At 72.6% G+C, this 21999-nt stretch carries 20 protein-coding genes and 2 pseudogenes; 7 read left to right on the forward strand and 15 right to left on the reverse strand.

Annotated elements, in window-relative coordinates:
- The first annotated feature begins 14 nt into the window (after window positions 1-14).
- Window positions 15-2018 (forward strand): AMP-dependent synthetase/ligase, encoded by a 2004-nt coding sequence (locus OHU34_RS26945; protein ID WP_405768687.1) that lies wholly within the window; start codon window positions 15-17, stop codon window positions 2016-2018.
- Between the two features lie 87 nt (window positions 2019-2105).
- Here the strand turns inward: OHU34_RS26945 and OHU34_RS26950 are convergent, their stop codons facing one another.
- From OHU34_RS26950 to OHU34_RS26960, 3 genes are all read right to left on the reverse strand, one after another.
- Complete coding sequence (locus OHU34_RS26950) at window positions 2106-2513, reverse strand: rodlin (RefSeq protein ID WP_142264395.1); 408 nt, start codon at window positions 2511-2513, stop codon at window positions 2106-2108.
- Between the two features lie 128 nt (window positions 2514-2641).
- Complete coding sequence (locus OHU34_RS26955; protein ID WP_405772391.1) at window positions 2642-3685, reverse strand: LCP family protein; 1044 nt, start codon at window positions 3683-3685, stop codon at window positions 2642-2644.
- A 111-nt stretch (window positions 3686-3796) separates the two neighbouring features.
- Window positions 3797-4207, reverse strand: coding sequence for a rodlin (locus tag OHU34_RS26960; RefSeq protein ID WP_142264393.1), 411 nt, complete (start codon window positions 4205-4207; stop codon window positions 3797-3799).
- A gap of 231 nt (window positions 4208-4438) precedes the next feature.
- Between OHU34_RS26960 and OHU34_RS26965 the strand changes: the two genes are divergently transcribed.
- The 3 genes and pseudogenes from OHU34_RS26965 to OHU34_RS26975 form a co-directional block, all read left to right on the forward strand.
- Window positions 4439-4852, forward strand: a complete 414-nt coding sequence (locus OHU34_RS26965) for a rodlin (protein ID WP_142264392.1) — start codon at window positions 4439-4441, stop codon at window positions 4850-4852.
- 306 nt (window positions 4853-5158) lie between these two features.
- Window positions 5159-5386, forward strand: coding sequence for a chaplin (locus tag OHU34_RS26970; protein WP_142264391.1), 228 nt, complete (start codon window positions 5159-5161; stop codon window positions 5384-5386).
- Window positions 5387-5516: 130 nt separating this feature from the next.
- Window positions 5517-5720 (forward strand): annotated as a pseudogene (locus OHU34_RS26975) (chaplin); the annotation flags it as partial.
- Window positions 5721-5756: 36 nt separating this feature from the next.
- Here OHU34_RS26975 and OHU34_RS26980 read toward each other — a convergent pair.
- Window positions 5757-6143, reverse strand: coding sequence for a hypothetical protein (locus tag OHU34_RS26980; protein ID WP_405772565.1), 387 nt, complete (start codon window positions 6141-6143; stop codon window positions 5757-5759).
- A gap of 423 nt (window positions 6144-6566) precedes the next feature.
- Between OHU34_RS26980 and OHU34_RS26985 the strand changes: the two are divergent.
- A pseudogene (locus tag OHU34_RS26985) lies at window positions 6567-6689 on the forward strand (LPXTG cell wall anchor domain-containing protein); the annotation flags it as partial.
- Window positions 6690-6740: 51 nt separating this feature from the next.
- On the opposite strand, the gene OHU34_RS26990 reads toward OHU34_RS26985, so the two are convergent.
- Both OHU34_RS26990 and OHU34_RS26995 read right to left on the reverse strand, forming a co-directional pair.
- Window positions 6741-7985: an FAD-dependent oxidoreductase gene (locus OHU34_RS26990; RefSeq protein ID WP_142264389.1), complete on the reverse strand. Its 1245-nt coding sequence runs from the start codon at window positions 7983-7985 to the stop codon at window positions 6741-6743.
- Window positions 7985-9328 (reverse strand): ATP-grasp domain-containing protein, encoded by a 1344-nt coding sequence (locus OHU34_RS26995; protein WP_142264388.1) that lies wholly within the window; start codon window positions 9326-9328, stop codon window positions 7985-7987. The genes OHU34_RS26990 and OHU34_RS26995 overlap by 1 nt, the downstream gene beginning before the upstream one ends.
- A 162-nt stretch (window positions 9329-9490) precedes the next feature.
- On the opposite strand from OHU34_RS26995, the gene OHU34_RS27000 reads away from it, so the two are divergent.
- On the forward strand, window positions 9491-10897 hold the full coding sequence (locus OHU34_RS27000) for a glycoside hydrolase family 26 protein (protein ID WP_405768692.1): 1407 nt from the start codon (window positions 9491-9493) through the stop codon (window positions 10895-10897).
- 28 nt (window positions 10898-10925) lie between these two features.
- Here OHU34_RS27000 and OHU34_RS27005 read toward each other — a convergent pair whose 3' ends face one another.
- From OHU34_RS27005 to OHU34_RS27045, 9 genes are read right to left on the reverse strand one after another with little or no spacing between them, the layout of a single operon-like run.
- Window positions 10926-12041, reverse strand: coding sequence for a GNAT family N-acetyltransferase (locus OHU34_RS27005; RefSeq protein WP_405768695.1), 1116 nt, complete (start codon window positions 12039-12041; stop codon window positions 10926-10928).
- On the reverse strand, window positions 12038-12685 hold the full coding sequence (locus OHU34_RS27010) for a hypothetical protein (RefSeq protein WP_020132927.1): 648 nt from the start codon (window positions 12683-12685) through the stop codon (window positions 12038-12040). The genes OHU34_RS27005 and OHU34_RS27010 overlap by 4 nt, the downstream gene beginning before the upstream one ends.
- The gene (locus OHU34_RS27015) at window positions 12682-13845 is read right to left on the reverse strand and encodes a glycosyltransferase (RefSeq protein WP_142264386.1); all 1164 of its coding nucleotides are present in this window, start codon (window positions 13843-13845) and stop codon (window positions 12682-12684) included. Before OHU34_RS27015 ends, OHU34_RS27010 begins: the two co-directional genes overlap by 4 nt.
- Window positions 13842-14582: a polysaccharide deacetylase family protein gene (locus OHU34_RS27020; protein WP_142264385.1), complete on the reverse strand. Its 741-nt coding sequence runs from the start codon at window positions 14580-14582 to the stop codon at window positions 13842-13844. The genes OHU34_RS27015 and OHU34_RS27020 overlap by 4 nt, the downstream gene beginning before the upstream one ends.
- Entirely contained in the window at window positions 14569-16302 is a 1734-nt protein-coding gene (murJ, locus tag OHU34_RS27025; RefSeq protein WP_405768699.1) for a murein biosynthesis integral membrane protein MurJ, read from the reverse strand. The genes OHU34_RS27020 and murJ overlap by 14 nt, the downstream gene beginning before the upstream one ends.
- Window positions 16299-17609: an O-antigen ligase gene (locus OHU34_RS27030; protein WP_142264383.1), complete on the reverse strand. Its 1311-nt coding sequence runs from the start codon at window positions 17607-17609 to the stop codon at window positions 16299-16301. Before OHU34_RS27030 ends, murJ begins: the two co-directional genes overlap by 4 nt.
- A gap of 7 nt (window positions 17610-17616) precedes the next feature.
- A complete protein-coding gene (locus OHU34_RS27035) occupies window positions 17617-19032 on the reverse strand; it encodes an exopolysaccharide biosynthesis polyprenyl glycosylphosphotransferase (protein WP_142264382.1) in 1416 nt (471 codons plus the stop codon).
- Window positions 19029-20204 (reverse strand): glycosyltransferase, encoded by a 1176-nt coding sequence (locus OHU34_RS27040; protein ID WP_405768702.1) that lies wholly within the window; start codon window positions 20202-20204, stop codon window positions 19029-19031. The genes OHU34_RS27035 and OHU34_RS27040 overlap by 4 nt, the downstream gene beginning before the upstream one ends.
- Window positions 20205-20253: 49 nt before the next feature.
- Entirely contained in the window at window positions 20254-21366 is a 1113-nt protein-coding gene (locus tag OHU34_RS27045) for a DUF3344 domain-containing protein (RefSeq protein WP_405768704.1), read from the reverse strand.
- 238 nt (window positions 21367-21604) lie between these two features.
- On the opposite strand from OHU34_RS27045, the gene chpG reads away from it, so the two are divergent.
- Window positions 21605-21844 carry a chaplin ChpG gene (gene chpG, locus OHU34_RS27050; RefSeq protein WP_020132935.1) on the forward strand — a complete coding sequence of 80 codons (240 nt, stop codon included), beginning with the start codon at window positions 21605-21607 and terminating at the stop codon, window positions 21842-21844.
- Window positions 21845-21999: the final 155 nt, after the last annotated feature.

Below are 21999 nucleotides of genomic sequence, written 5' to 3' on the forward strand. Positions count from 1 at the left end.
ACCGGGGAGCCGTCATGGGCGTACGCAAGGATCTGAAGCGGGCGAGGAAGCGCACCGACCTGGCCTCCCGCACCCGGGTCGACCTGCTCAGGGACGACACCGGCACCGTACGGGAGGCCCGCACCGCGCCCCTGGTGGCGCCGCCCACCACCGGCAGCACGGCCGACCTCCCCTTCACCAACGCGGCCGAAGCCCCCGAGGCGGTGGTACTGCGCCGCCGGAGGCCCGCCGGCTGGCACCCGGTCACCGCCGCCGCGTTCGCCGCCGAGGTCACCGCGACGGCCAAGGGCCTGATCGCGCACGGCCTCGCGCAGGGCGGCCGGGTCGCCGTGATGTCCCGCACCCGCTACGAGTGGACCCTCCTGGACTTCGCGATCTGGGCGGCCGGCGGCCAGACCGTCCCCATCTACGCCACCTCGTCGGCCGAGCAGGTCGACTGGATCGTCCGGGACTCGGGCGCCACCCTGATCGTCGTCGAGAACGCCGACAACGCCCGTACGGCGACGACCGGCACGGCACACCACCCGCTGCCCCCGCGCATCCTCGAACTCGACGCGGGCGCGGTCGCCGAACTGCACGCCCTCGGCCGCGACCTCCCCGACGAGGAGGTGACCGAGCGCCGAGCCGCCCTCACCCCCGGCACCACCGCGACCCTGTGCTACACCTCCGGCACCACCGGCCGCCCCAAGGGCTGTGTCCTCACGCACGCCAACCTGCACGCCGAGGCCGCCAACACCCTCGAACTGCTCCACCCGATCTTCAAGGAGGTCACCGGCCAGACCGCCTCCACCCTCCTCTTCCTCCCGCTCGCCCACATCATGGGCCGCACCCTGCAGATCGCCTGTCTGATGGCCCGCATCGAGACCGGCCACTTCCCGAGCGTCAAACCCGACGAACTCCGTCCCGCTCTCAAGGAGTTCCGCCCCACCTTCCTGGTCGGCGTCCCCTATCTCTTCGAGCGCATCCACGACACCGGCCGCGCCACCGCCGAGAAGATGGGCCGCGGCGCCTCCTTCGACCGCGCCGAACGCATCGCCGTACGTTTCGCCCAGGCCTACCTCGACAAGTTCCTGAACGAAGGCGAGGGCGTAAGCGGAGACGGAGACAGCGACGGAGGCAAGGGGGAAGCCAAGGGGAACGCCAAGGGGAACGCCAAGGGGAAGGTCAAGGGCCCCGGGCCGGGCCTCTACGCCGCCTGGGCCCTCTACGACCTCCTGGTCTACCGCCGCATCCGCAAGGAGCTCGGGGGCCGCATGCGCTACGCCATCAGCGGCGGCTCCCCCCTCGACCGCACCCTCAGCCTCTTCTTCTACGCGGCCGGCATCATCGTCTACGAGGGCTACGGCCTGACCGAGACCACCGCCGCCGCCACCCTCGTCCCGCCCCTGAAACCCCGGCCCGGTACCGTCGGCCGGCCCGTCCCCGGCACGGCCGTCCGGATCGCCGACGACGGCGAGATCCTCATCGAGGGCGGAGTGGTCTTCGACTCCTACTGGAACAACCCGGCGGCCACCGCCGAGGTCCGCACCGACGGCTGGTTCGCCACCGGCGACCTCGGCTCCCTCGACGACGACGGCTACCTCACCATCACCGGCCGCAAGAAGGACATCCTGGTCACCTCGGGCGGCAAGAACGTCTCCCCGGCCGTCCTGGAGGACCGGCTGCGCAGCCGCACCCCGGTCGGCCAGTGCCTGGTCGTCGGCGACAACCGCCCCTTCGTCGCCGCCCTCGTCACCCTCGACCCCGACGCGATCGTCCACTGGCTGACCGTGCGCGGTCTCCCCGCCGGCACCCCGCTCCCCGAGGTACTGCGCGATCCCCGCTTGCGTGCGGACGTCCAGAAGGCCGTCGACTACGCCAACGAGGCAGTCTCCCGGGCCGAGTCGATCCGCGCCTTCACCCTGGTCGAGGGCGAGTTCAACGAGACCAACGGACTGCTCACCCCGTCCCTGAAGGTCAAACGGCACGCGGTGACGGCCAGATACGCCGAGGAGATCGAGCAGCTGTACCGCAAGTGACACCGCGAGACGTCCGCGGGTGAACACACGAAACGGCGGGCCACCGGAGAACCGGTGACCCGCCGCAGCGGTACGTCAGGCTGTTGCTCAGCCGTTGCCCGCGCCGTTGCCGGCCAGGACCGAGATGTCGTCCAGGATGTGCGACAGCGGCTCGTCGCCCTTGGCCTGGGTGCTGTTCTCGACGCACTGCTGGTTCTGCGGGGCCGACAGGATCGGGATGTCCTGCACGCCGATGTTCAGAGCCGCGATGAGCGACTGGGCGTTGAGCTTCGCCGGCAGGCCGATGCACGGCTTGTTCAGCGACCCCTGGACCAGCGAAAGCTGCGGGCTCTGGTCACCGAAGGTGGCCGAGTTGCCGAACTCCGACGAGGCGCCGTTGCCGCTGGCGGACGTGGTGCCGCTGTCGTCACCGATGGCGAGGGCCTGCGGGGCGCTCATCGCCGCAAGACCGGCGACGGAGGCGGCGAGGGCCGCGGTCGCCCACAGCTTCTTCATGTTCGTTCCCTTCGAAAAGGCGGACTCCGGGGGAGGAGCTGCGTGATCAACAACGCCCCGTCCCCGCCCGGGGTTGCGCGCTGTGCCCCGATCGGCGCAGCGCATCGCGCACGACAACCGTGCGCCCCTCAGTGGCACGCGTACGCGCTCCCCCGTACCGGGAACGGCCTGCCGAGGATGTCCGGTGGGTCTTTCGGCTTCGGCTCCGCACCCCGCTCGACCAGCGGCCGGTCGTCGCGCACCTTGGTGAAGAGGGTGTCCGCCTCCTTCAGGTCCCAGGCCAGCGCCGCTCCGATGCCCAGCCGGGCCGGGGCGAATCCAGCGATCGGCACGGTCGTGAACTCCGTGGCCGAGTCCGGCAGCCGGTGCAGCGCGGCCGCCAGTTCGATGAGCTCGCCGGCCTGGAAACCCTGCCGACCGGAACCGAGCAGCATCTCCGCCAGGTGCGTCATACGCCTCGGATGGGTGAGCAGCTTCCGTTCCCGCACCTCCCGCCAGGCCTGGACCAGGAAGCGTTGCTGACGCTGGATCCGGCCGAGGTCGGCGCTGCCGTCGACATGGCGTGAACGGACGTACTGCAACGCCCGTCCGCCATCGAGCCGGTGTTTGCCGGGCTTGAGGTCGAGCCTGGTCGCGGAGTCCTTCAGCCGCCGCGGTGTGCACACCTCGACGCCCCCGACCGCGTCCACGCTGTTCATGAAGCGCCGGAAGTCCACCTGGAGGAACCGGTCGATGTTCAGCTTGGCCATCGACTCCACGGTCCGGATCATGAGCTCCGGACCGCCCTCCTGGTAGGCGGCGTTGAGCTTCGCCGGATGCGGCGGGCGTTCCCTGGCGCCGGGCTTCTCCCGGTACGGCGGGATCTCCGCGGCGGAGTCGCGGGGCATGCCGATCACGCTGACCCGGTCCCGTCGGGCCGAGACATGGATCAGCATCAGGACGTCCGAGCATCCGCAGGGCTTTCCACCGGCGTGGAACTTCTGCTTCTGGTGGGCGGTGAGGGTGTCCCGTTCGTCGGTGCCCATCAGCAGGATGTTGAGCCCGCGCGGGGCGGGTGCCCGGCCGTGGAGTCCGGGCAGTGAGGGGAGGGCGGAACTGCCGAGCAGCGCGCCCGTGGCGGCCAGGACGATTCCGGGAATCGCCAGGCGGCGTGGCCAAAGGTTTCTCTTCATCGTCACGCGCCGCACGCTAGAACAGCGGGCCGCCGATGATCCGGCGGCCCGCTGTCCGGGCGGAGAAACCACCCAGGGGCTCAGGAAATGAACCCGTTCACCACGTCGGACTCAGTGGTTGGCGGCACCGTTGCCCGAGAGGGCCGAGATGTCGTCCAGGATGTGCGACAGCGGCTCGTCGCCCTTGGCCTGGGTGCTGTTCTCGACGCACTGCTGGTTCTGCGGGGCCGACAGGATCGGGATGTCCTGCACGCCCACGTTGACCAGGGCGAGGATGGACTGGGCGTTGAGCTTCGCCGGCAGACCGATACAGGGCTTGTTGAAGGAGCCCTGGATGAGCGCCATCTGGGGGCTCATGTTGCCGAAGGTGGCCGAGTTGCCGAACGACTGGCTGGCGCCGTTGCCGCTGGCGGACGTGGTGCCGCTGTCGTTGCCGATGGCGAGGGCCGGGGCCGCCGCGGCGGCGGAGATGCCGACGACGGAAGCGGCGACCGCAGCGGTGGCCAGTACCTTCTTGATCACTTGTTGAGTCCCTTCGGTGAGAAGCCCCGTCCACCGGAGCGTTCGGATTAACTTCACCTGACCTGTTTGGTTGCTCCGATTCACTCCGATGGCCTATTGCGGCGAACTCCGGCTGCCGGGACGGGAAAACCGATCGGGTGACTGGCCGCAACCAAATACGGCGCTTCCGGTTGGTTCGGTGGCAGGCACATGGTCCTGACCGGAAGTCAGGACAGGGAAAGGAATAGCGAAATGCTCAAGAAGGCAATGGCCGCGGCGGCGGTCGCCGCTTCCGTCGTCGGTATGTCCGCGGCGGTCGCCCCTCAGGCGCTTGCCATCGGGGACGACGCCGGCACCACCTCCGCCAGTGGCAACGGTGCGCACGAGGCGTTCGGGAACTCGGTGACCAAGGGCGACATGAGCCCCCAGGCCACCCTGGTGCAGGGCACCGCCAACAAGCTCTGTGTGGGTCTGCCGGTCAAGGCTGACGTGCAGTCCGTTCTCGCCGTCATCGCCAACGTCGGCGTCCAGGACATCCCCGTCCTGTCCGCCCCGCAGAACCAGCAGTGCGCCGAGAACTCCACCCAGGCCAAGGGTGACGAGCCGCTGTCGCACATCCTGGACGACATCTCCGCGCTCTCGGGCAACGGCGTCGCCAACCACTGACGTCCCCGGCACTGTCCGCCGGGCGGCCCGTTCCGTTCCCCGGCGGGCCGTCCGGCCGGAGCATTCTTCATCCCGCTGATGTCCTGCCATTTTCTTCGCGATTCAGGCGAATCGTTTCCTCTCCAGTGGGCCGTTCGTGTTAATCACCCGAAGGCGTTCGAGTGAATTCCCGTGCGACGCGCGTTCGTTGGTTTCTTCGGCTGTCTATCTCTCGTTTGCAGCTTGCGGGTCATGGTGCGAGCCGTTCCAGTTGCGCTCGCTCGGTTTCGACCGTCATCTGGGCATGACCGCAGAGAAGGGAAAGTCATGAAGAAGAGCGCTGCTGTTGTCGCGGGTCTGATCCTGGCCCTCGGCGGGGCTGCCCCCGCCTTCGCCGACGCCGGTGCCAACGGTGCGGCCATCGGCTCGCCGGGTGTCCTGTCGGGCAACGTCGTCCAGGTTCCGATCCACATCCCGGTCAACGTGTGCGGCAACTCGATCAACATCATCGCCGCGTTGAACCCGGCCGGCGGCAACGTCTGCATCAACGACTGACAACGCGACACGCCAGCCGTACGGCTGGATCGAGGCCGGCCCCGGACGACACACCTGTGGTCCAGGGCCGGCTTTTCCCACTTCTACCAGCAGGAAGACAACGAGATTGCGACAGACCCTGAGCAGGGGAATGGTCGCGGCCGCCGCCGCGACGGGCATTCTGTCCCTGTGCGCGGGCGGCAACGCCCTCGCCGACTCAACAGCCCAAGGAGCCGCCAAGGGTTCGCCCGGGGTTCTGTCGGGCAACTCCGTCCAGGCCCCGCTGCACGTCCCGGTGAACGCCTGCGGCAACTCGGTCGACGTCATCGCCGCGCTCAACCCGGTGTTCGGCAACTCCTGTGCCAACCTCTCGGACGCGCACGGACACCGCTCACACGGCACACCACCCGGTGACGGCGAGTCCGGTTACGGGGACTCCGGTGACGGCGAGTCCGGTCACGACGAGTCCGGTTACGGAGACTCCGGTCACGACGAGTCCGGCTACGGCGACTCCGGTCACGGGGACTCCGGTTACGGGGACTCCGGTCACGACGAGTCCGGCTACGGCGACTCCGGTCACGGGGACTCCGGTTACGGGGACTCCGGTCACGACGAGTCCGGCTACGGCGACTCCGGTCACGGCGACTCCGGTCACGGCGACTCCGGTCATGGGGATTCGGGCTACGGCGAATCCGGGCACGGGGGTGCCGGGCACGAGGGCCACGGTTCCGGGGACGACTGCGGTGGCTACGGCGACACCTGCGGCGGTGGCGGTCACACGACCCCGCCTCCCGGAGGGGGCCACACGACGCCGCCTGGTGGGGGTCACACGACGCCGCCTGGTGGGGGTCATTCGACTCCGCCTCCGCATGGTGGTGGGAGTACTCCGCCCGGTGGGGGTCATTCGACTCCGCCTCCGCATGGTGGTGGGAGTACTCCGCCCGGTGGGGGTCATTCGACTCCGCCTCCGCATGGTGGTGGGAGTACTCCGCCCGGTGGGGGTCATTCGACTCCGCCTCCGCATGGTGGTGGGAGTACTCCGCCCGGTGGGGGGCACTCCACTCCGCCTCCGCATGGTGGTGGGAGTACTCCGCCCGGTGGGGGGCACTCCACTCCGCCTCCGCACGGTGGCGGCGGCGGTCAGCCTCCGCACGGCGGGCACACCACGCCTCCGGAGGGTGGCGGGGAGCACAGTTCGCCGCCGCAGCTGCCGCACACCGGCGGTGAGCGCGCCGCTCTGCTGGCCGCCTCCGGCGTCAGCGCGGCGCTCATCGCGGGCGGTGCCGTCCTGTACCGGCGAGGCCGAGCCGCGTCCCGTAGGTGAGAGCAGCGGGTGCCGGACGCCCTCGCGCCCGGCACCCGCGCCCCATCCGGCTCAACGCCGTACGGTCTCCGCCGCCCCGTGCCGACCCGGTGCCGGGATCGCCCCGCTCGGCACACCCAAGTGCAGCCGGCGCCGTACGCCCCGGACGAGGGTTCCCGCCGTGAAGCTCGCGCCGTACACGAAGCGCATCGCCGGGCCGAAGCCGGCCGCCGTCACCAGTCCGGCCAGGAACAGGCCGGGGTGGGACGACTCGAAGTCCCGGCCCACCTCGGGGGAACCGTCGGACACCGCGGCCAGCGCCCCGCGCAGTTCGCCGGAGAGCAGTCCGAGCCGGTCCCGGGTCGCCTTGAAGCCGGTGGCCGCGATCACGTGCTCGGTCTCGAAGGAGTCCCCTCCGGCCACCTCGAGCCGTACCCCGCCCGGGACCGCTCGCGCCGCCGTCACCTCGTGGTCGAGACGTACCCGCACGGAGCCCTCCACCCGGTCCCGCACCCACCAGGCGCCGGCCGGCCCGAGCGCCGTCGCCGCGATGCGCGCCCGGGTCGGTTCCGGGAGCCGGCGGTAGATGCCGGGGCGTTCTGCGTAGAACCAGTTGCGCCAGCCGCAGCCGAGCCCGCTCTGCGGGGAGCGGACCGACTGCCACCACGGGCGCTCCCACGGCGCGGGCACATCGTTCCAGCGCAACCGGTCGGCACGGGCCAACACCCTTACGCGCGAACCCTGTTCGGCGAGCAGGGCGGCCGTCTCCAGAGCCGCCTGGCCGCCGCCGATCACCGTGACGTCCCGGCCGCGGAAGCGGTCCAGGTCACCGTGGTGGCTGCTGTGCGAGACCAGGTCGCGGGAGAGTCCGCGCAGGGCGGCCGGGATCTCGACGAACGGCATGACGCCCACGGCGAGCGCGACCGTCCGGGCCCGCACGGTCTCGCCGTCCGCGGTGACCGCCTCGAAGCCGCCCGGCCGGGGCACGATCCGGGTCACCGTGCGCTCGTCGACCTCGGGGACGGCGTTGTGGGCGAACCACAGCCCGTACCGGGCGAACATCTCCACCGGGATCGGCTCCCCGTGCCGGGCCGTCACGCCCTGGGTCGCGCAGTACGCGTCGAGCCGCCAGCGGGCCGCGGGGTCGGAGAGGTTGGAGGCCCACGGCTCGGACTTCAGGAACATCCCGCCCGGCATGTTGTCGCGCCAGGAGGCCATCGGCCGGCCGAAGACGCGCAGCTTCAGCCCGGCGGCCGCGGCGTGCGCCGCGATGGACAGGCCGTACGGGCCCGCGCCCACCACCAGCAGGTCGTACATCAGCAGCTGCTCGCTTTCTCGTCGTCGGTCGGTGCGGCCGGAGTGGGCGCGGTCGGGGCCGGTGCGCCCGGCGGCGGTTCGGCCAGGTCCGTCAGGGACGGCGTGGGCGGCGTCGCCTGGCGGACCACGCGGGGCCGGACCCCCGCCGCGCCCGAGGCACCGGCCCGGCGCAGCCGGTCCAGCAGCCGACGGGCGACATGGGCGCCCCACAGGCCCCACATGGCCCGGCCGGGAGCGGTGTCGTCGACCGCGTGCCAGGCCAGCTCACGGCCGTGGCGGGCGGGGCGCAGCGCGGCCAGCGGCGCGTAGTTCTCCACGACGAACGCCCGGCCCGGCTGCGGCACCCCGGCCGGCAGCGGACGGTAAGTCAGATCGAGGTGCTGGGCGCGGACGACGTCGAGTCCGGTGCCGTCGGCGAAGAGCCGGAACTGGGCGCCGGGGCGCGGGTTGAAGTCGAGCAGGTGGTAGTCGCCCGTCGCGCCGCAGCGGCGGAAGTCGAGGTCGAAGATGCCCCGGTAGCCGAGTTCGTCGGTGAGCCGTTGGGCGAGCGTGCGCACCTGCGGGTTCTCGGTCCACTCGCCCACCGCCGTGAGCCCCGCGCCGCGGGGCCAGGCGCACAGTTTGCGGCCGGGGCCGCCGCCGCCGACCGCGCCGGAGCGGTCGGCGTATCCGTGGAAGAACCAGTCGCGGTCCGGGCCCGGCGGCAGGAAGGCCTGGAGCAGCAGTTGGCTGCCGGCCTCGGGGGTGCGCAGGTACAGGTCGCGCGCCTCCTGGGTGGAGCGCACCACGACCGTGCTGCGCAGCCCCGAATCGGCGGGCAGCAGCCAGGGCCGGCTCCACTTCGCCACCACCGGCAGACCGAGCCGCCAGGCGGCGGAGGCGGCCTTCGCCGCGCTGTCCGGGATCACGGTGAGCGGGTGCGGCACGTCCGCCGCCGCGCACAGCCTGGTCAGCTCCGCCTTGTCGGCGACCCGTTCGGGCACCGATCCGGGCTGTTGCGGCAGCAGGTAGGCGGGCGCCAGCTCCTCGCGCAGCCGGCTCACCGCGACCGCGCCGGCGTCGTCCATCGGGATCAGCACGGCCGGCCGCTCGATGCGGGCGGCCACCCGCAGCAGCGTGGCGGCGATGTCGGCGAGGGTGGCGCCGGGCGGCGGCGGGGGATGCAACTGGCGTACGAAACGGGACTTGCGTACGGGACTTCCCGTGGAGTCGGCGACCACGTGCACGTCGATTCCGGCTCTGCCGAGAGAGCGCACGGCACCCAGCGTTCCGTGGTGAAAGGGATTCCGGTCGATCCGCAGAAGAACAGCGGGGACGCGGGTGTCGAGCAGCGACTCGGGCATGTGTTTCCGGGTCCTTCGGTTCAGTTCACCGGTACGGGCGATCGAGACACTCGAAAGCCGTAGCGGCGGTGGCGTAATTCCTTTTCGTGTGACTTTCATATGACTGAGTGTCAGTAACGCGCGGACCTTGCGCGTTACGTGAGAGTGGAGAAAGGAGCAGGCATGGCTCCACAGCAGCGTCGCGCGCGGTCCCGACGGCTGGCCGTCGTCGCGGCAGCGGTCGCGGCGTCGGCCGCCCTGGCGTCCGGACCTGGATTCGCCGCGGGCGCGGGGGTGGTGCGGGTCGCTGATCCTCCCGCTCCCACCCCGACCGTCCCGACGGCCGCGGCAACCCTCCCCGCACCCGCCGAGCCCGGCCCGGTCGTACCCGTCCCGGGCGTGACACCAGCGGCACCGGTGACTCCCGAGGTACCGGTGACCCCCGCGACGCCGGTGACTCCCGAGGTACCGGTGACCCCGGCGGAGACCGTCACGCCGTCCGCCCCGGCCGTGCCGCCCGCGAAGAGCGCCCCCGCGTTCGGCGCCTACCTCGACTACGGCGCCCGGGGCGTGGCCCGGATGGCCCAGCTCAGCGAGTGGCTGGACGGCGCGGAGCTGCGCGTCGGCCACACCTACCTGCCGGGCGACCTGTGGCACAACATCGAAGGTCCGCCCGGCTTCCTCGACGTGTGGGCGGACTGGAGGCTGGAGAAGGACGACCGCATGCTCGTCCTCAACGTGCCCATGATGGAGCGCAACGAGGAGGGGGTGTCCGACGAGGAGGTACGCGGGCTCCTGCGGCAGGGTGCGGCCGGGGAGTTCGATCACCACTTCAGGGCTCTCGCCGAGCGGCTGGTCGCGCTGAAGGTGCCGGACACGGTGATCGTGCTCGGCTGGGAGATGAACGGCATCACGTACACCCATCGGTGCGGGCCGGACCCGGAGGCCTGGAAGAAGTACTGGAACAGGATCGTCTCCACCATGCGCTCGGTGCCGGGCCAGAAATTCAGGTTCGACTTCACGCCGACCCGCGGCAAGGACGCCGTTCCGTGGACCGAGTGCTATCCGGGGGACGACACGGTCGACATCCTCGGAATGGACTCCTACGATCAGCCGACCGGCCTGTCCTTCGACGAGCAGGTGAAAGAACCCTACGGGCTCCAGGCGCACGTGGACTTCGCCAAAAGCCATGGCAAGCCCATTTCCTATCCCGAATGGGGACTCTTCCGCAACGGTGACAACGCCGAATACATGCGGCGCATGCTCGCCTGGATGGACGAGCACAAACCGCTGTACAACACGGTGACGGACTACTGCCCGCACGGTGTGTGGCAGTGCGGGCAGAACCCGCAGGCGTCCGCCGTCTACCGCTCGCTGATGTCCGGCCGCACCGACGAGCCGAGCACGCCACCGACGAGTCCGGCACCCTCCGTGGAGCCGTCGCCCCCGGCGCCCTCGACGGATCCCACGACCGAGCCTCCCGCGGAACCCACGGCGAACTGCACTCCGATGGACCTGGGCGACTGGGTCGAGTACTGGATCGGCGGCAAGTTGTGCTTCCGGCTGGACTGGTGGTCGGACGACGAGTGAAGCGAGGTGCGGTGGCGGCAGGCCCGCGTCAGGACCTGCCGCCACCGTCACGCTCCCTCCGCTGCTCCAGCCGGAGCAGCAACTCCTTGCCCCGCCGTCGCGCGGCCACGTCGCACACGACCGCCGACAGCAGCGGCGCGGTACGCCCGCGGGCCAGCAGCAGCCGCTGGTTGACGACCGGTTCGGGACGCCAGTGATGCTTGTAGGGCTCGTTGCCGCGCAGCAGGCTGAGCGCGGCGCGGCCCCCGCTGCGGGAGTGCTCGGCGCACGCGTCGAGCAGCATCACCGCCACGTCCGCCTTGCGTTCGCGCAGCCGGGGATGGGCTCCGTAGAGGTAGCCACCGGCCAGCCGTCGCGACAGCAGGGTCAGATCGACGGCCACCACGTCGTCGTCGAGCCGGAACTCGGTGACCACCGCGTCCCCGGAGCGCACCATCGGCCCGACCGAGCGCACCAGGTGCTCGCAGAACCGTGTCCGCAGGTGCTCGCCCGTCACCTTCCGGCCCTGCCACTGCAACTGGTGCAGTTCCAGCAGCCGGCGCAGCGCCGAGTCGACCTCCTCCGGACACACGACCTGACGCTCGACGCCCAGCGCGGTCAGCTTGCGCAGCTTGGCGCGCACCCGCTGGGCCTTCGCCGACGGCAGCCGCGCCACCAGTTCGTCCATGGGCACGGCGGGCAGCTCCAGGCACACCGAGTCGCTCACCCGCCGTCGGGGGCCGCGCCACCGCTCGTAGACCTGCTCCACCGCGCCGCCCGGCCGCACCTCGCGGAAGTCGATCAGCGCGGTGCGGGCGGCCGCCGCCAGGCCCTCGGTGAGCGCGGCGACGGCACGCTCGCCCTGTTCGTCGTCGACGAGGACGTCCCCGTAGTCGGAGATCGCCCCGCCGAGCGGCACGAGCGCCGGCAGCGGTCGGCGTACGGCCATCAGCGGGGCCACCGCGACGAGTTCGGCGCCGTCGCGGACCAGCAGCAGACGCAGCCGGCCGCGCCTGCCGTACGACAGCCACCACGAGTGGAGCCAGGCATGGCTCTGGAACGGGGTGGCACTCGCGCACCGCTGGTACAGCCGGCCCCAGGCCAGAGCCAGGGCGGCGAAGGCCCGCTCGTCGGTGACGAGTTCGGTGGTGAACGTCGGCTTCACAGCGCTCCGTGGGCGTCGGCGGCGAAGGCCGGGCCGGGGACGGCGGCGGGGCGCGCGGCCTCGTCCTCCCGGCCCCGCTTCGGCCGTACGAGCAGCAGCAGCCCGCCGAGCAGACCGCCCGCGCTCGCCCCCACCAGACCCGTCACCGCCGGCGACACCGAGGAGGGGCCGGTCGGCCGGACCGCGCGGGCGAACTGCTGGAGCTCGACGTTGGTGGCGGCCTTGGAACTCTTGGCGTGCTGGGTCAGCGAGCGGGAGACCGCGTTGGCCATGTCGGCGGCCAGGTCGGCCCGCGAGGAGGTCGCCGTGATCGAGACCATCGGCGCGTCCGGCGAGGTCGCCGTCTGCACGCTCTGCTGGAGCGTCTTCACCGGCACGCCGGCCCACACCTGCGCGTCCCCGAGCACCGCCAGCTGCGTGGCGACCCGGCCGTAGGCCTGCGCGAAGCCGAGCGCGGACGCCGGGTCGGACTTCTCGGTGGGGACGGCGACGACATAGGCGGTGGCCGTGTACGCGGGCGGCTTGAGGACGCCGTACGTGCCGCCGAGCAGTCCGCCGGCGACGGCGCCGACCGCGAGCAGGGACCAGGGCGGGAGCGCCTTGGCGCGGCGCAGGGCGGCGGGGCGGCGGGGGTTCTCGGTCATGGGGAACTGACTCCCTGGGGTGTCGGGGTGGCGGGGGAGAGCAGGGGCGGTCCGGAAACGGTGGCCGCGTACACGTCCATGAGCTGGGCGGCGCTGCGGGTGATGTCGTAGTGGCGGGCGGCTTCGGAGACGGTGCGCGGGCCGGGGGGCTGCGCGCGCGCCTCGGTCAGCGCGCGGACGAACGCCTCGATGCCGCCGGTCACCCGGCGGGCGCCCCTCGCGCGGGCGGGCAGCTGCTCGATCGCGGGGCAGGAGGCGTAGAGCACGGGCAGACCGCAGGCCAGCGCCTCGACGACGGCCAGACCGAAGGTCTCCTCGGGGGAGGGGGAGACGAACAGGTCCATGGCGGAGGTGAGGGAGGGCAGGTCGGGGCCGGGGGTGCCGTCGGGGACGCAGGGGCGTTCGCCGGTGAACAGGACCCGGTCGGCGACCCCCGCCTCGTGCGCGGTGCGGCGCAGCACGTTCTCCTCGGGACCGCCGCCGACCAGCAACAGCCAGTGGTCGGCGGGGAGCCGGGCGAGGGCGTGGATGAGGACGTCGAAGCGTTTGCTCGCCGTGAGCCGTCCGACGCCGCCGACGACATAGGCGTGGTCGGGCAGGCCGAGGCGGCGCCGGGTGTGCCGGCGGGCGTCCGGGTCGAAGCGGAAGCGGGCCAGGTCGATGCCGTTGGGGACGACCTCGATCCGGGGGGCGGGGACCCCCCAGCCGCGCAGTCGGTCGGCGACCGTGGGGGAGACGGCGACCGTGGTGCGGCCCAGCCGTTCGCTGGCCAGGTAGAGCGCGCGGACCCCGGAGGTCAGTTTCCGCCCCTCCATCTGCGAGTCGCCCAGGGAGTGTTCGGTGGCGACGACCGCGCGGACCCCGGCGAGCCGTGCGGCCAGCCGGCCGTACACGCAGGCCCGGTAGAGGTGGGTGTGGACGAGGTCGTAGCCGCCGGAGCGGATGATCCGGACCAGGCGGGGCAGCGCGGCCAGGTCGCGGTTGCCGGCCATGCCGAGGTGGACGACCCGGACCCCGTCGCTCGCCAGCCCGTCGGCCACCGTCCCCGGGTTCGTCAGCGTCACCACCTCGCACTCGACCGGCAGGTGCCGCAGCAGCAGCCGCAGCTGCTGCTCGGCCCCGCCGACGCCGAGCCCCGTGATGATGTGCAGTGCCTTCACCGCAGCCCCTCGACGGGCTGTCGGCGCAACCGGTGCAGCCGGTACTTCACGTGCATGCGGAGGAAGTTGTCGCTCTGCCCGATGTGCAGGCGGGGAAGGGCGTGGAGCCCGTTCAGCGAGCCGGGGTCGATCGCGCAGGCGTAGCCGTAACCGGCTTCGCGCACGGCGTCCATGGCGCGCTGGTCGATCGTCCCGTACGGGTAGCAGAAGCCGTCGACCTCGGTGCCGAGCAACGAGGTGAGGGCCGCGCGGCTCTCGACGGTCTCCGTCTTGAGGGTGAGGTCGTCGGCCTTGGTCAGATCGACGTGGGTGAGGCCGTGCGAGCCGATCTCGACGCCCTCGTAGGCCGCCCGGCAGATGCCGTCGGCGGTCAGCAGCGGCTTGCGCGGGCCCAGCGGGTCCCAGGCGTTGTCGCCGCCGAGCCGGCCGGGCAGCACGAACAGGGTGGCCGTGCAGCGGTGGCGGCGCAGCACGGGCAGCGCCTCGGTGAGGAAGTCCGCGTACCCGTCGTCGAAGGTGAGACCGACCAGGTTGCGGCCCTCGCCCCGGGCGCGGGCGGCGAGCAGCTTCGCCATGGAGACGCCGCGCAGCCCGCGCCTGCGCAGCCACATCAGCTGCTTCTCCAGCCGCTCGGGGGTGACGGTGATGCGGTACGGATCCTCGGAGCAGTCCCCCACGGAGTGGTACATCGCCACCCACGGGACGGGAGTGCGTCTGCTGTTGTCAGGAGCGGACATGGGAGAACCTTCGGGTCGCGGAACGTACGGAACGGAGTGCGGAGACGATGCCCTGGGAGCCCAGGGCACGGCCGAGCAACAGGAAGACGACGGTCACGGTGAGCCCCCCGGCGGCCAGGCCGGACAGGGGGTCGGTGAACCGCCCGGCGGCGAAGGACCCGGCCAGGGTGGCCACCAGCGCCGCCCGCACCGGGCGGCTCAGTTCGCGCAGCACGCCCCGGACCTCGACCGGAACGCTACGCGGGCCCATCCCGGCCAGCAGGACGAGGGCGGTGACGGTGATGCCGATCGCGTTGGCGGCGGCGATCCCGTACACGCCCCAGGTGCCGACGCCGAGCGCGCCGATCCAGGAGGTCACGACGATCCCGGAGGCCATCGCGCCGACCGGGTACCAGGAGCCTCGGCCGGCCGAGAAGTACGAGCGGACCAGCACGCCCACCAGGGTCTGGCCGAGCAGCCCGAGTGCGTAGACCCGCATCACGCCCGCCGTCGCCGCCGTGTCCTTCGCGGTGAACGCGCCCCGCTGGAAGAGGACCTCGATGATCTGCGGCGAGCAGGCCAGCACGGCGGCCGTGCCCAGCAGCACGACACACGCGGCCAGCGCCAGATCCCGCTCGACCCGGGAGCGGGCCCGCTCGGTGTCCCCTTCGGCCAGCGCCCGCGCGACCACCGGGAAGGTGACCGTGCACACCATCACCGACAGGATCATCGGCATCTGCGCGACCTTCTGCGCGTAGTTCAGGTGCGAGATCGCCCCGGCCGGCAGCTGCGAGGCGAGGAAGCGCTCGATGAGGACCTGGGACTGCCGGCACAGCGCGAACAGGAGCACGGTCGTGAGGAGCAGGGTGTCGAGGGGCCGGGCCTCCTCCTGCGCGGAGGCCTCCTCGGCCGGCCCGCGCTTCCTCAGCCGACGCAGCAGGGAGGGCAGCTGGACGAGGACCATCAGCAGTCCGCCGACCGCGACCCCGGCCGCCGCCGAGCGCACCCCCCAACGCCCGCCGAGCACGAACATCCCGGTGATGATGCCGACGTTGTAGGCGACGTAGATCGCCGCGGGAGCTCCGTACCGCCGGTGCGCGCGCAGGGCTGCGCTGCAGTACCCGGCGAGCCCGAAGCTCACCACGCAGGTGGCGGTGAGCCGGGTGCAGTCGACGGCGAGCGCCGGGTCGGGCAGGCCCGGGGCGAGGACCTCGACCAACTGCGGTGCCAGGCCGATGAACAGGGCGCCCACCGCGACGAAGGCCAGCGACAGGCGGGGCAGCGTGCCGGCGACCAGGGCGCGGACCGGGTCGCCGGGGGCGCCCTGGGAGCGGCGGGCCAGCGCCATGCTGAACGCCGGGATCAGGGCGAACGCGAGCCCGTCCTCGATGAGCAGCGTGGCCGCGAACTCGGGCACGGTCCACGCCACGAGGAAGGCGTCGGTGTCGCTGCCCGCCCCGAACAGCCGGGCCAGCGCCTGGTCCCGCACCAGCCCGAGCAGGGCGCCGGCGACCGAGAGGACGGCGGTGACGAGCGTGGCCCTGGCGAGGAACCGACGGGAGGCCGGGGGGAGTTCGCCGCCTTCCTGCCCCGCGATCTCCAGCCCGCCGCCCTCCTTCTCGTCGGCCGCCGCCGCTGCGGCGGCCGCGTCGGCCGTCTCCCCGGACCGGGCGGCGGACCGCGCCGACGGCACGGAGGCGGGACCGTCCGTGCGAGGCGTCCGGGGAGGGGTGACCGTCATCGGGCGAGCGCTTCCTCGCGGCCGCCGGCGCCGACCAGCGCCCACCAGGCCACGGCCCCGAAGACGACGGCGGTCAGCACGGTCGAGGGACCGCCGATGTCGGCGTACGTGAAGTCCACGAGCTGCCAGATCAGCAGGCCGCAGGCGACGAGCGCACAGTCGAGGCCGGGGCCGGAGTGCCGGACCCGGAACCATCCGCGCAGCCCGCAGGCCAGCATCGCCAGCCAGCCGCCCGCGAGGGCGAGCAGCCCGATCAGGCCCTGCTCGCTGAGGATCAGCAGGTACATGTTGTGCGGGGAGAGCAGCGGCTGCTTGACGAATCCGCCGCCCCCGCCGTCGGTGTCGCTGCCGGAGGACAGCGCGAGCGAGGCGTGGCCGTCGCGGTGCTCGGGGAAGCCCTTCAGCCCGACGCCGGTCAGCGGCTGGTCGCGCCACATGCCGACCGCGGCCGCCCACATCGTGTACCGGTCGGTGACCGACTGGTCGGGCGCGTCCCTGACCTGCGTGATGCTGGTCACGCGCTCCTGGAGCATCGCCGAGCCGATCCCGAAGCCGCCCACCAGGATCACCCCGGCCGCGGCCGTCACCGCGCCCACCTTCAGAGCCCGCCGCGGTCCGGCGAGCGCCAGCTGGATCGCGCAGGTCAGCACGGTCGCGATCCACGCGCCCCGGCTGAAGGAGAGCGCGAGCGGCACCAGCAGCGCGAGCGCCGAGCAGGCGGCGATCACCCGCTGCCGTACCGGGGTCCGGCCGAGTGCCAGCCCGACGGCGCAGATCAGGCCGAACGCCACGACGGTCGCCATGCCCATCACGTCCTGCGGCCCGAAGGTGCCGACCGCCCGGATGTTCTCGCCCTGGTAGGAGGCGCCGGTCCCGGTGACGAACTGGTGGACGCCGACCGCCCCCTGCCACCCCGCGAGCCCGACGAACGACCAGGCCAGCACCCGGAAGTCGGCCCGGTCGCGGACGAGGAGAACGACGGCCGCCGGGACGAGCACGAAGATCTGGAGGTAGCGGCCCAGACCGGAGAGCCCCGCCCCCGGCGAGGACGCGCCCATCGCGGCGAGCGCGAGCCCGACCACCGGCAGTCCGAGCACCAGGGCGGCCGTACGGGACAGCGGGCGCCGCCGCTGCCGCAGCAGCCGGACCGCGCAGAACAGCACGACCAGCGCGGACAGCGCGTCGGCCGGTCCGGCGCCGCCCTCGCCGCCGGGGCCGATCGGCAGGCCGAGCAGGGCGACCACGGCGACCACGGGCAGGACGGGTGACAGCGTCCGGGCGCGGGGCAGGGGCAGGGCGAGGGTCATCGGCGATTCAGCTCCCGGTCGGTCGCACGAGGGCGGCCGCGGTGCGCAGCAGGATGCAGATGTCCTGCCACAGCGACCAGTTGTCGATGTACGCGTTGTCGAAGCGGGCCCGGTCCTCGATCGAGGTGTCGCCGCGCAGCCCCTGGACCTGGGCGAGGCCGGTGATGCCGGTCTGCATCCGGTGGCGGGCCGCGTAGCCGGGGTAGGTCTGGCTGAACTGACCGACGAAGTAGGGACGTTCGGGGCGCGGGCCGACCAGGCTCATGTCGCCGCACAGGACGTTCCACAGCTGGAGCAGCTCGTCCAGCGAGGTCTGGCGCAGGAAGCGGCAGAAGCGGCTCATCTCCCGCTCGCCGGCCACGCTCCACCGGGTCGCGGCCTCGTGCTCGTCGACCGGGCGGTGGGTGCGGAACTTCAGCAGCGTGAAGGGCCGGCCGTCCTTGCCGATGCGCTCCTGCCGGAAGACGACCCCGGGCCCGTCGGTCAGTCGCAGCACCACCGCGCACACCGCCAGCAGCGGGCTCAGCAGCAGGAGCAGCGCCCCGGAGACCGCGATGTCCAGCAGCCGCTTGCCGAGACTGCCCCGGCGCCGGGTGCCCATGTCGAGACGCCGGCAGGAGAACCCGGCGAGCTGTTCGCGGCTCGCGTACGAGGGGGTGTCGGCGTCGACCTCCCACACCGCGCAGCCCGACTCGGCGAGCGCCCGCAGCAGCGGGCCCTGCACGGTGCGTACGGCGGGGTGGACGCACAGCACGTCCCGGACGCCGTTCTGGATGAGGGCCCGCTGCACCTCCTGACCCGTGGTCAGCACGGGCAGCCCGTCGGCGCCGTCCGGCCGCTCGGCCACGATGCCCACCGGCTGGACCCCGGACCTGGGGTGCCGCAGCACGGCGGCGGCCACCCGCTGCGCGGTCGCGGCGGGGCCGATGACGAGCGCGGCGTGCGGACGGCGCAGCAGCGCCCGGCGGTGCCGCAGATGCACCAGCGCGCGGCCCGCGCAGCCGGCCGCGGCCTGCGCCGCGCACCCGAGGACCAGCGTGCGGACCGACAGCGCGTGGGCCGGGTTCCACGCCGCGACGAGCGTGCCCAGCGCCAGCCAGGCCACCGCGATCCGGCCGCAGACGGTGGGCAGTTCGTCCAGCACCCCCGCCACCGGACGTGGTCGCTGCGGGCGCAGCAATATGGTCGCCGCCACCAGCAGGGCCACCAGCAGGGGGCGGCGCTGCGCCCCGGTCAGTGCCAGCGCGCCCACGAACGTGGCGAGGCCGTCGGTGAACAGCAGCGGCAGCGGCGACGCGGGGCGAGCCGGGGGCCGCCGGGTGGGGAACCGGAATCCCGCTCCGCTCTCCCGTCGCGGAATGACCGAGACGGGCGAGTACCCGGGCTGCGCGCCCGGAGAGGGGACGGTGCTTTCCGCAGTCACGAGTGGATGGACTCCCTGCACTCGGTGGGCGCGACGCGCGCCCCTTGTGTGGTCGTGAGCAGTTCGCGGTACACGCCCGCGACCGCCTCGGCCGTGCGCCGCACGTCGTGCGTGGTCAGGACGTGCCGGCGCCCCTGCTGGCCGAGCGACTCGCGCAGCAGCGGGTCGAGCAGCAGTCCGGCGACGGCACCGGCCAGCGCCGCCGGGTCTTCGGCGGGTACCAGACAGCGGGGCGCGAGTGCGGCCGGCAGGCTCTCCCGGGCGCCGTCCACGTCGGTCACCACCACGGGCCGTCCGCACGCCAGCGCCTCCAGCGGGGCCAGTGCCATGCCCTCCCAGCGCGAGGGCAGCACGACCAGGTCGGCGGCCTGGTACCAGGGCACGGCATCGGCGACGGCCCCGGCGAACAGCACCGACTCCGGCGCACGCGGCCGGAGCCGCTCCCCGTCCGGGCCGTCGCCGACCAGGACCAGCCGGGCGCCGGGCACCTTCCGTGCGATGTCCGTCCACGCCGCCAGCAGGACGTCCTGCCCCTTCTGCCGGCACAGCCGCCCCACGCACACCACCAGCGGTGCGGCCGGGTCGAGTTCGGGCAGGAGGGCGGCCCGTACGGTGTCGACGGAAGCCGGGTGGAAGCGCTCGGGATCGATGCCGTTGGGGATGACGCTGACCTGCCCGCCGATCCGGGCGCGCAGGCCGGTGGTGCGCTCCGCCTCGCTCACACACACCAGCCGGTCCGCCCAACGAGCGCCGAACCGCTCCCACTTGAGCGCCAGGGCCGCGGTGGTCCCGCCCACCGCCTCGAAGGACCAGGCGTGCGGCTGGAACACGGTCGGGATCCGCCCGCGTACCGCGAGCCGCCCGGCCAGTCCGGCCTTCGCGCTGTGCGCGTGCACCAGGTCGGGGCGTACCTCGGCGAGCAGGCGTACGAGCCGTCGTACCTCACCGGGAAGCGAGGGACCCGGCGACCGGCTCGCCGCCCAGTGCCGCACGTCCGCGCCCAGGGACCGCAGGTCCCCGGCGAGCCGGCCGGCCGGGCAGGCCACGGTGACGTGCAGTCCGTCCGCGACCTGGGCCCGCGTCAGATCCGTCACGACCCGGGCGACCCCGCCGTCCACGGGCTGGGTGAGATGCAGGACCCGGGGTCTGGCGTCGGGTTCTGGCTGGTGCATTGCGCGGTTTCCTCGCTCACGGTGGCGCTCGGGACGGGCGGGAACGCGCCTACTGCTTCTTCCGTGTGTCGACGGCGACGAAGAGCGCCCCGGCCCACGCCGCGTCCCGGTGGGAAACGAGCCGGACGGTCAGCTGGTCACCGCCGCGCCGCAAACCGCCGCTCAGATCGAACACATCGGAGTCGTAGCCGAGGGTGTTGACGTACGCCGGTACACGCGCCGCCGGAGCCTCCCCCGGCTCGCTGATCGTGGAGTTCAACACATCGTCAGATGGGTTGACCGCGTCCGTGAGCGGGACGGCCGGTCGGCCACCGGTCGAGAACATGAGCGAATCACCCGTTCGGCCGCGGTCACCGTCGTACGCGACGAGCCCCGCCCGGCCTCCCGCGCCCTGCGGGATGGCGAGCCCGCGCAGCCGGATCTCCTTGCCCGCGGGGGAGCCGAGGGTGTCGAAGCCGTCCCAGACGGACAGGTCGCGCAGCGGCTCCGTCGGGTTCTCGTACGCCACGACCAGCGTCCAGCCGCCCCACGCGCCGGCCGCCGAACGGCCCATGGCCACGTTGATCTGGGCGACCGTGTACAGGCCCTGACCGCTCGCGCGTACCAGCGCGGTGACGTCCGCGGAGGCCTGGAAGGCGTCGGCGCCCTGGGCCACCCGGTGGCCGACGACCGTGTCCGCGAGCACCGCCTTGTACTCCCCGCCGGGCTCGGCGATCAGCACCCGCCCGTTGTCCTTCGGTGGCTTCTGCTCGCCCACGCGCAGGTTGCCGCCCCAGTACAGCCGCGCGTACGACACCCGCGCGCCCTGCGGGAGCCTGACCTCGGCGCGGGAGGAGTTGTAGGTGTTCGGGTCGCGGTCCACGTCGACGTAGAACATGTCGAAGGCGTTGTTGACGGCCGCCCCGCCCCGGCGCACGGCGGGACAGGCGGGGGCCGCCTTGCCCGTGGGAGTGGTGGTGGTGCGGCAGCTGATGGCCGCGTTGGCCGCGCGGACGATCCCGCCGTGCTGAGTCGCGTGGTAGCGCTGTGTGAAGGCGAGTTGCTGCGCCTCCGCGGCGGGCGGCGCGCCGGCCGCCCGGGCGCCGCCGGGTGCCCAGAGGGCGGTGAGGGCGAGAACGCCGACTGTTGCGCGGCGTAGCAGCGGACCCAGGGAATTACGCATGACCGGCGGTGCCCTTTCGTGCGATTTGCTTGCTATAGGCGTACGTCGGATGGGGCGCAACTCTAACCGCTGTCCGGATTAATCCGCAGAAACCGGACAAGTGTGTCGGAATGGTGAAGTCGGGGTCCGGTGACATCACTCGTTTGGCGGCACAACCCCCGCGAGCCCCGCGCGTTGACTTCAGCGCCGGGCATCCCCGCCCGGGTGTTTGTGTCAAAACCCCAAGGAGCATCTCTCCATGTCGCGTATCGCGAAGGGCCTGGTCCTGACCTCCGTTGCCGCCGCGGCCGTCGCCGGCGCCTCCGGCATCGCCGCCGCCGACAGTGGCGCGAACGGCGTCGCCGAGCACTCCCCGGGCGTGCTGTCGGGCAACGTCGTCCAGGTTCCCGTGCACATCCCGGTCAACGTCTGTGGCAACACGATCAACGTGATCGGCCTGCTGAACCCGGCGTTCGGCAACACCTGCATCAACGACTGACGTCCCTCTTCTTCCTTTTCGAGGTCACGACACGTCATTCGCCGAACGGCCGCCCTCCTGCCAGGAGGGCGGCCGTTCGTGTTGGCGAGGGGGTCGCCGACGCCTTGCCCCGAATGGGGGGACGCCGTCCCGACACGCTCGGTGAGCCTTGACAG

The sequence above is a fragment of the Streptomyces sp. NBC_00080 genome (assembly GCF_045041255.1).
In the GTDB taxonomy this organism is placed as follows: Bacteria; Actinomycetota; Actinomycetes; order Streptomycetales; family Streptomycetaceae; genus Streptomyces; species Streptomyces coriariae.

What these genes read in the sequence shown, in the direction of transcription:
- OHU34_RS26965 (WP_142264392.1), top strand. Translation starts at nt 4,439, where the DNA reads ATGCTCAAGAAGGCAATGGCCGCGGCGGCGGTCGCCGCTTCCGTCGTC.
- murJ (WP_405768699.1), bottom strand. Translation starts at nt 16,302, where the DNA reads ATGACGGTCACCCCTCCCCGGACGCCTCGCACGGACGGTCCCGCCTCC.
- chpG (WP_020132935.1), top strand. Translation starts at nt 21,605, where the DNA reads ATGTCGCGTATCGCGAAGGGCCTGGTCCTGACCTCCGTTGCCGCCGCG.
- OHU34_RS27045 (WP_405768704.1), bottom strand. Translation starts at nt 21,366, where the DNA reads ATGCGTAATTCCCTGGGTCCGCTGCTACGCCGCGCAACAGTCGGCGTT.
- OHU34_RS27020 (WP_142264385.1), bottom strand. Translation starts at nt 14,582, where the DNA reads ATGTCCGCTCCTGACAACAGCAGACGCACTCCCGTCCCGTGGGTGGCG.
- OHU34_RS27040 (WP_405768702.1), bottom strand. Translation starts at nt 20,204, where the DNA reads ATGCACCAGCCAGAACCCGACGCCAGACCCCGGGTCCTGCATCTCACC.
- OHU34_RS26955 (WP_405772391.1), bottom strand. Translation starts at nt 3,685, where the DNA reads ATGAAGAGAAACCTTTGGCCACGCCGCCTGGCGATTCCCGGAATCGTC.
- OHU34_RS27000 (WP_405768692.1), top strand. Translation starts at nt 9,491, where the DNA reads ATGGCTCCACAGCAGCGTCGCGCGCGGTCCCGACGGCTGGCCGTCGTC.
- OHU34_RS26990 (WP_142264389.1), bottom strand. Translation starts at nt 7,985, where the DNA reads ATGTACGACCTGCTGGTGGTGGGCGCGGGCCCGTACGGCCTGTCCATC.
- OHU34_RS26945 (WP_405768687.1), top strand. Translation starts at nt 15, where the DNA reads ATGGGCGTACGCAAGGATCTGAAGCGGGCGAGGAAGCGCACCGACCTG.
- OHU34_RS27010 (WP_020132927.1), bottom strand. Translation starts at nt 12,685, where the DNA reads ATGACCGAGAACCCCCGCCGCCCCGCCGCCCTGCGCCGCGCCAAGGCG.
- OHU34_RS26950 (WP_142264395.1), bottom strand. Translation starts at nt 2,513, where the DNA reads ATGAAGAAGCTGTGGGCGACCGCGGCCCTCGCCGCCTCCGTCGCCGGT.
- OHU34_RS26970 (WP_142264391.1), top strand. Translation starts at nt 5,159, where the DNA reads ATGAAGAAGAGCGCTGCTGTTGTCGCGGGTCTGATCCTGGCCCTCGGC.
- OHU34_RS27030 (WP_142264383.1), bottom strand. Translation starts at nt 17,609, where the DNA reads ATGACCCTCGCCCTGCCCCTGCCCCGCGCCCGGACGCTGTCACCCGTC.
- OHU34_RS26995 (WP_142264388.1), bottom strand. Translation starts at nt 9,328, where the DNA reads ATGCCCGAGTCGCTGCTCGACACCCGCGTCCCCGCTGTTCTTCTGCGG.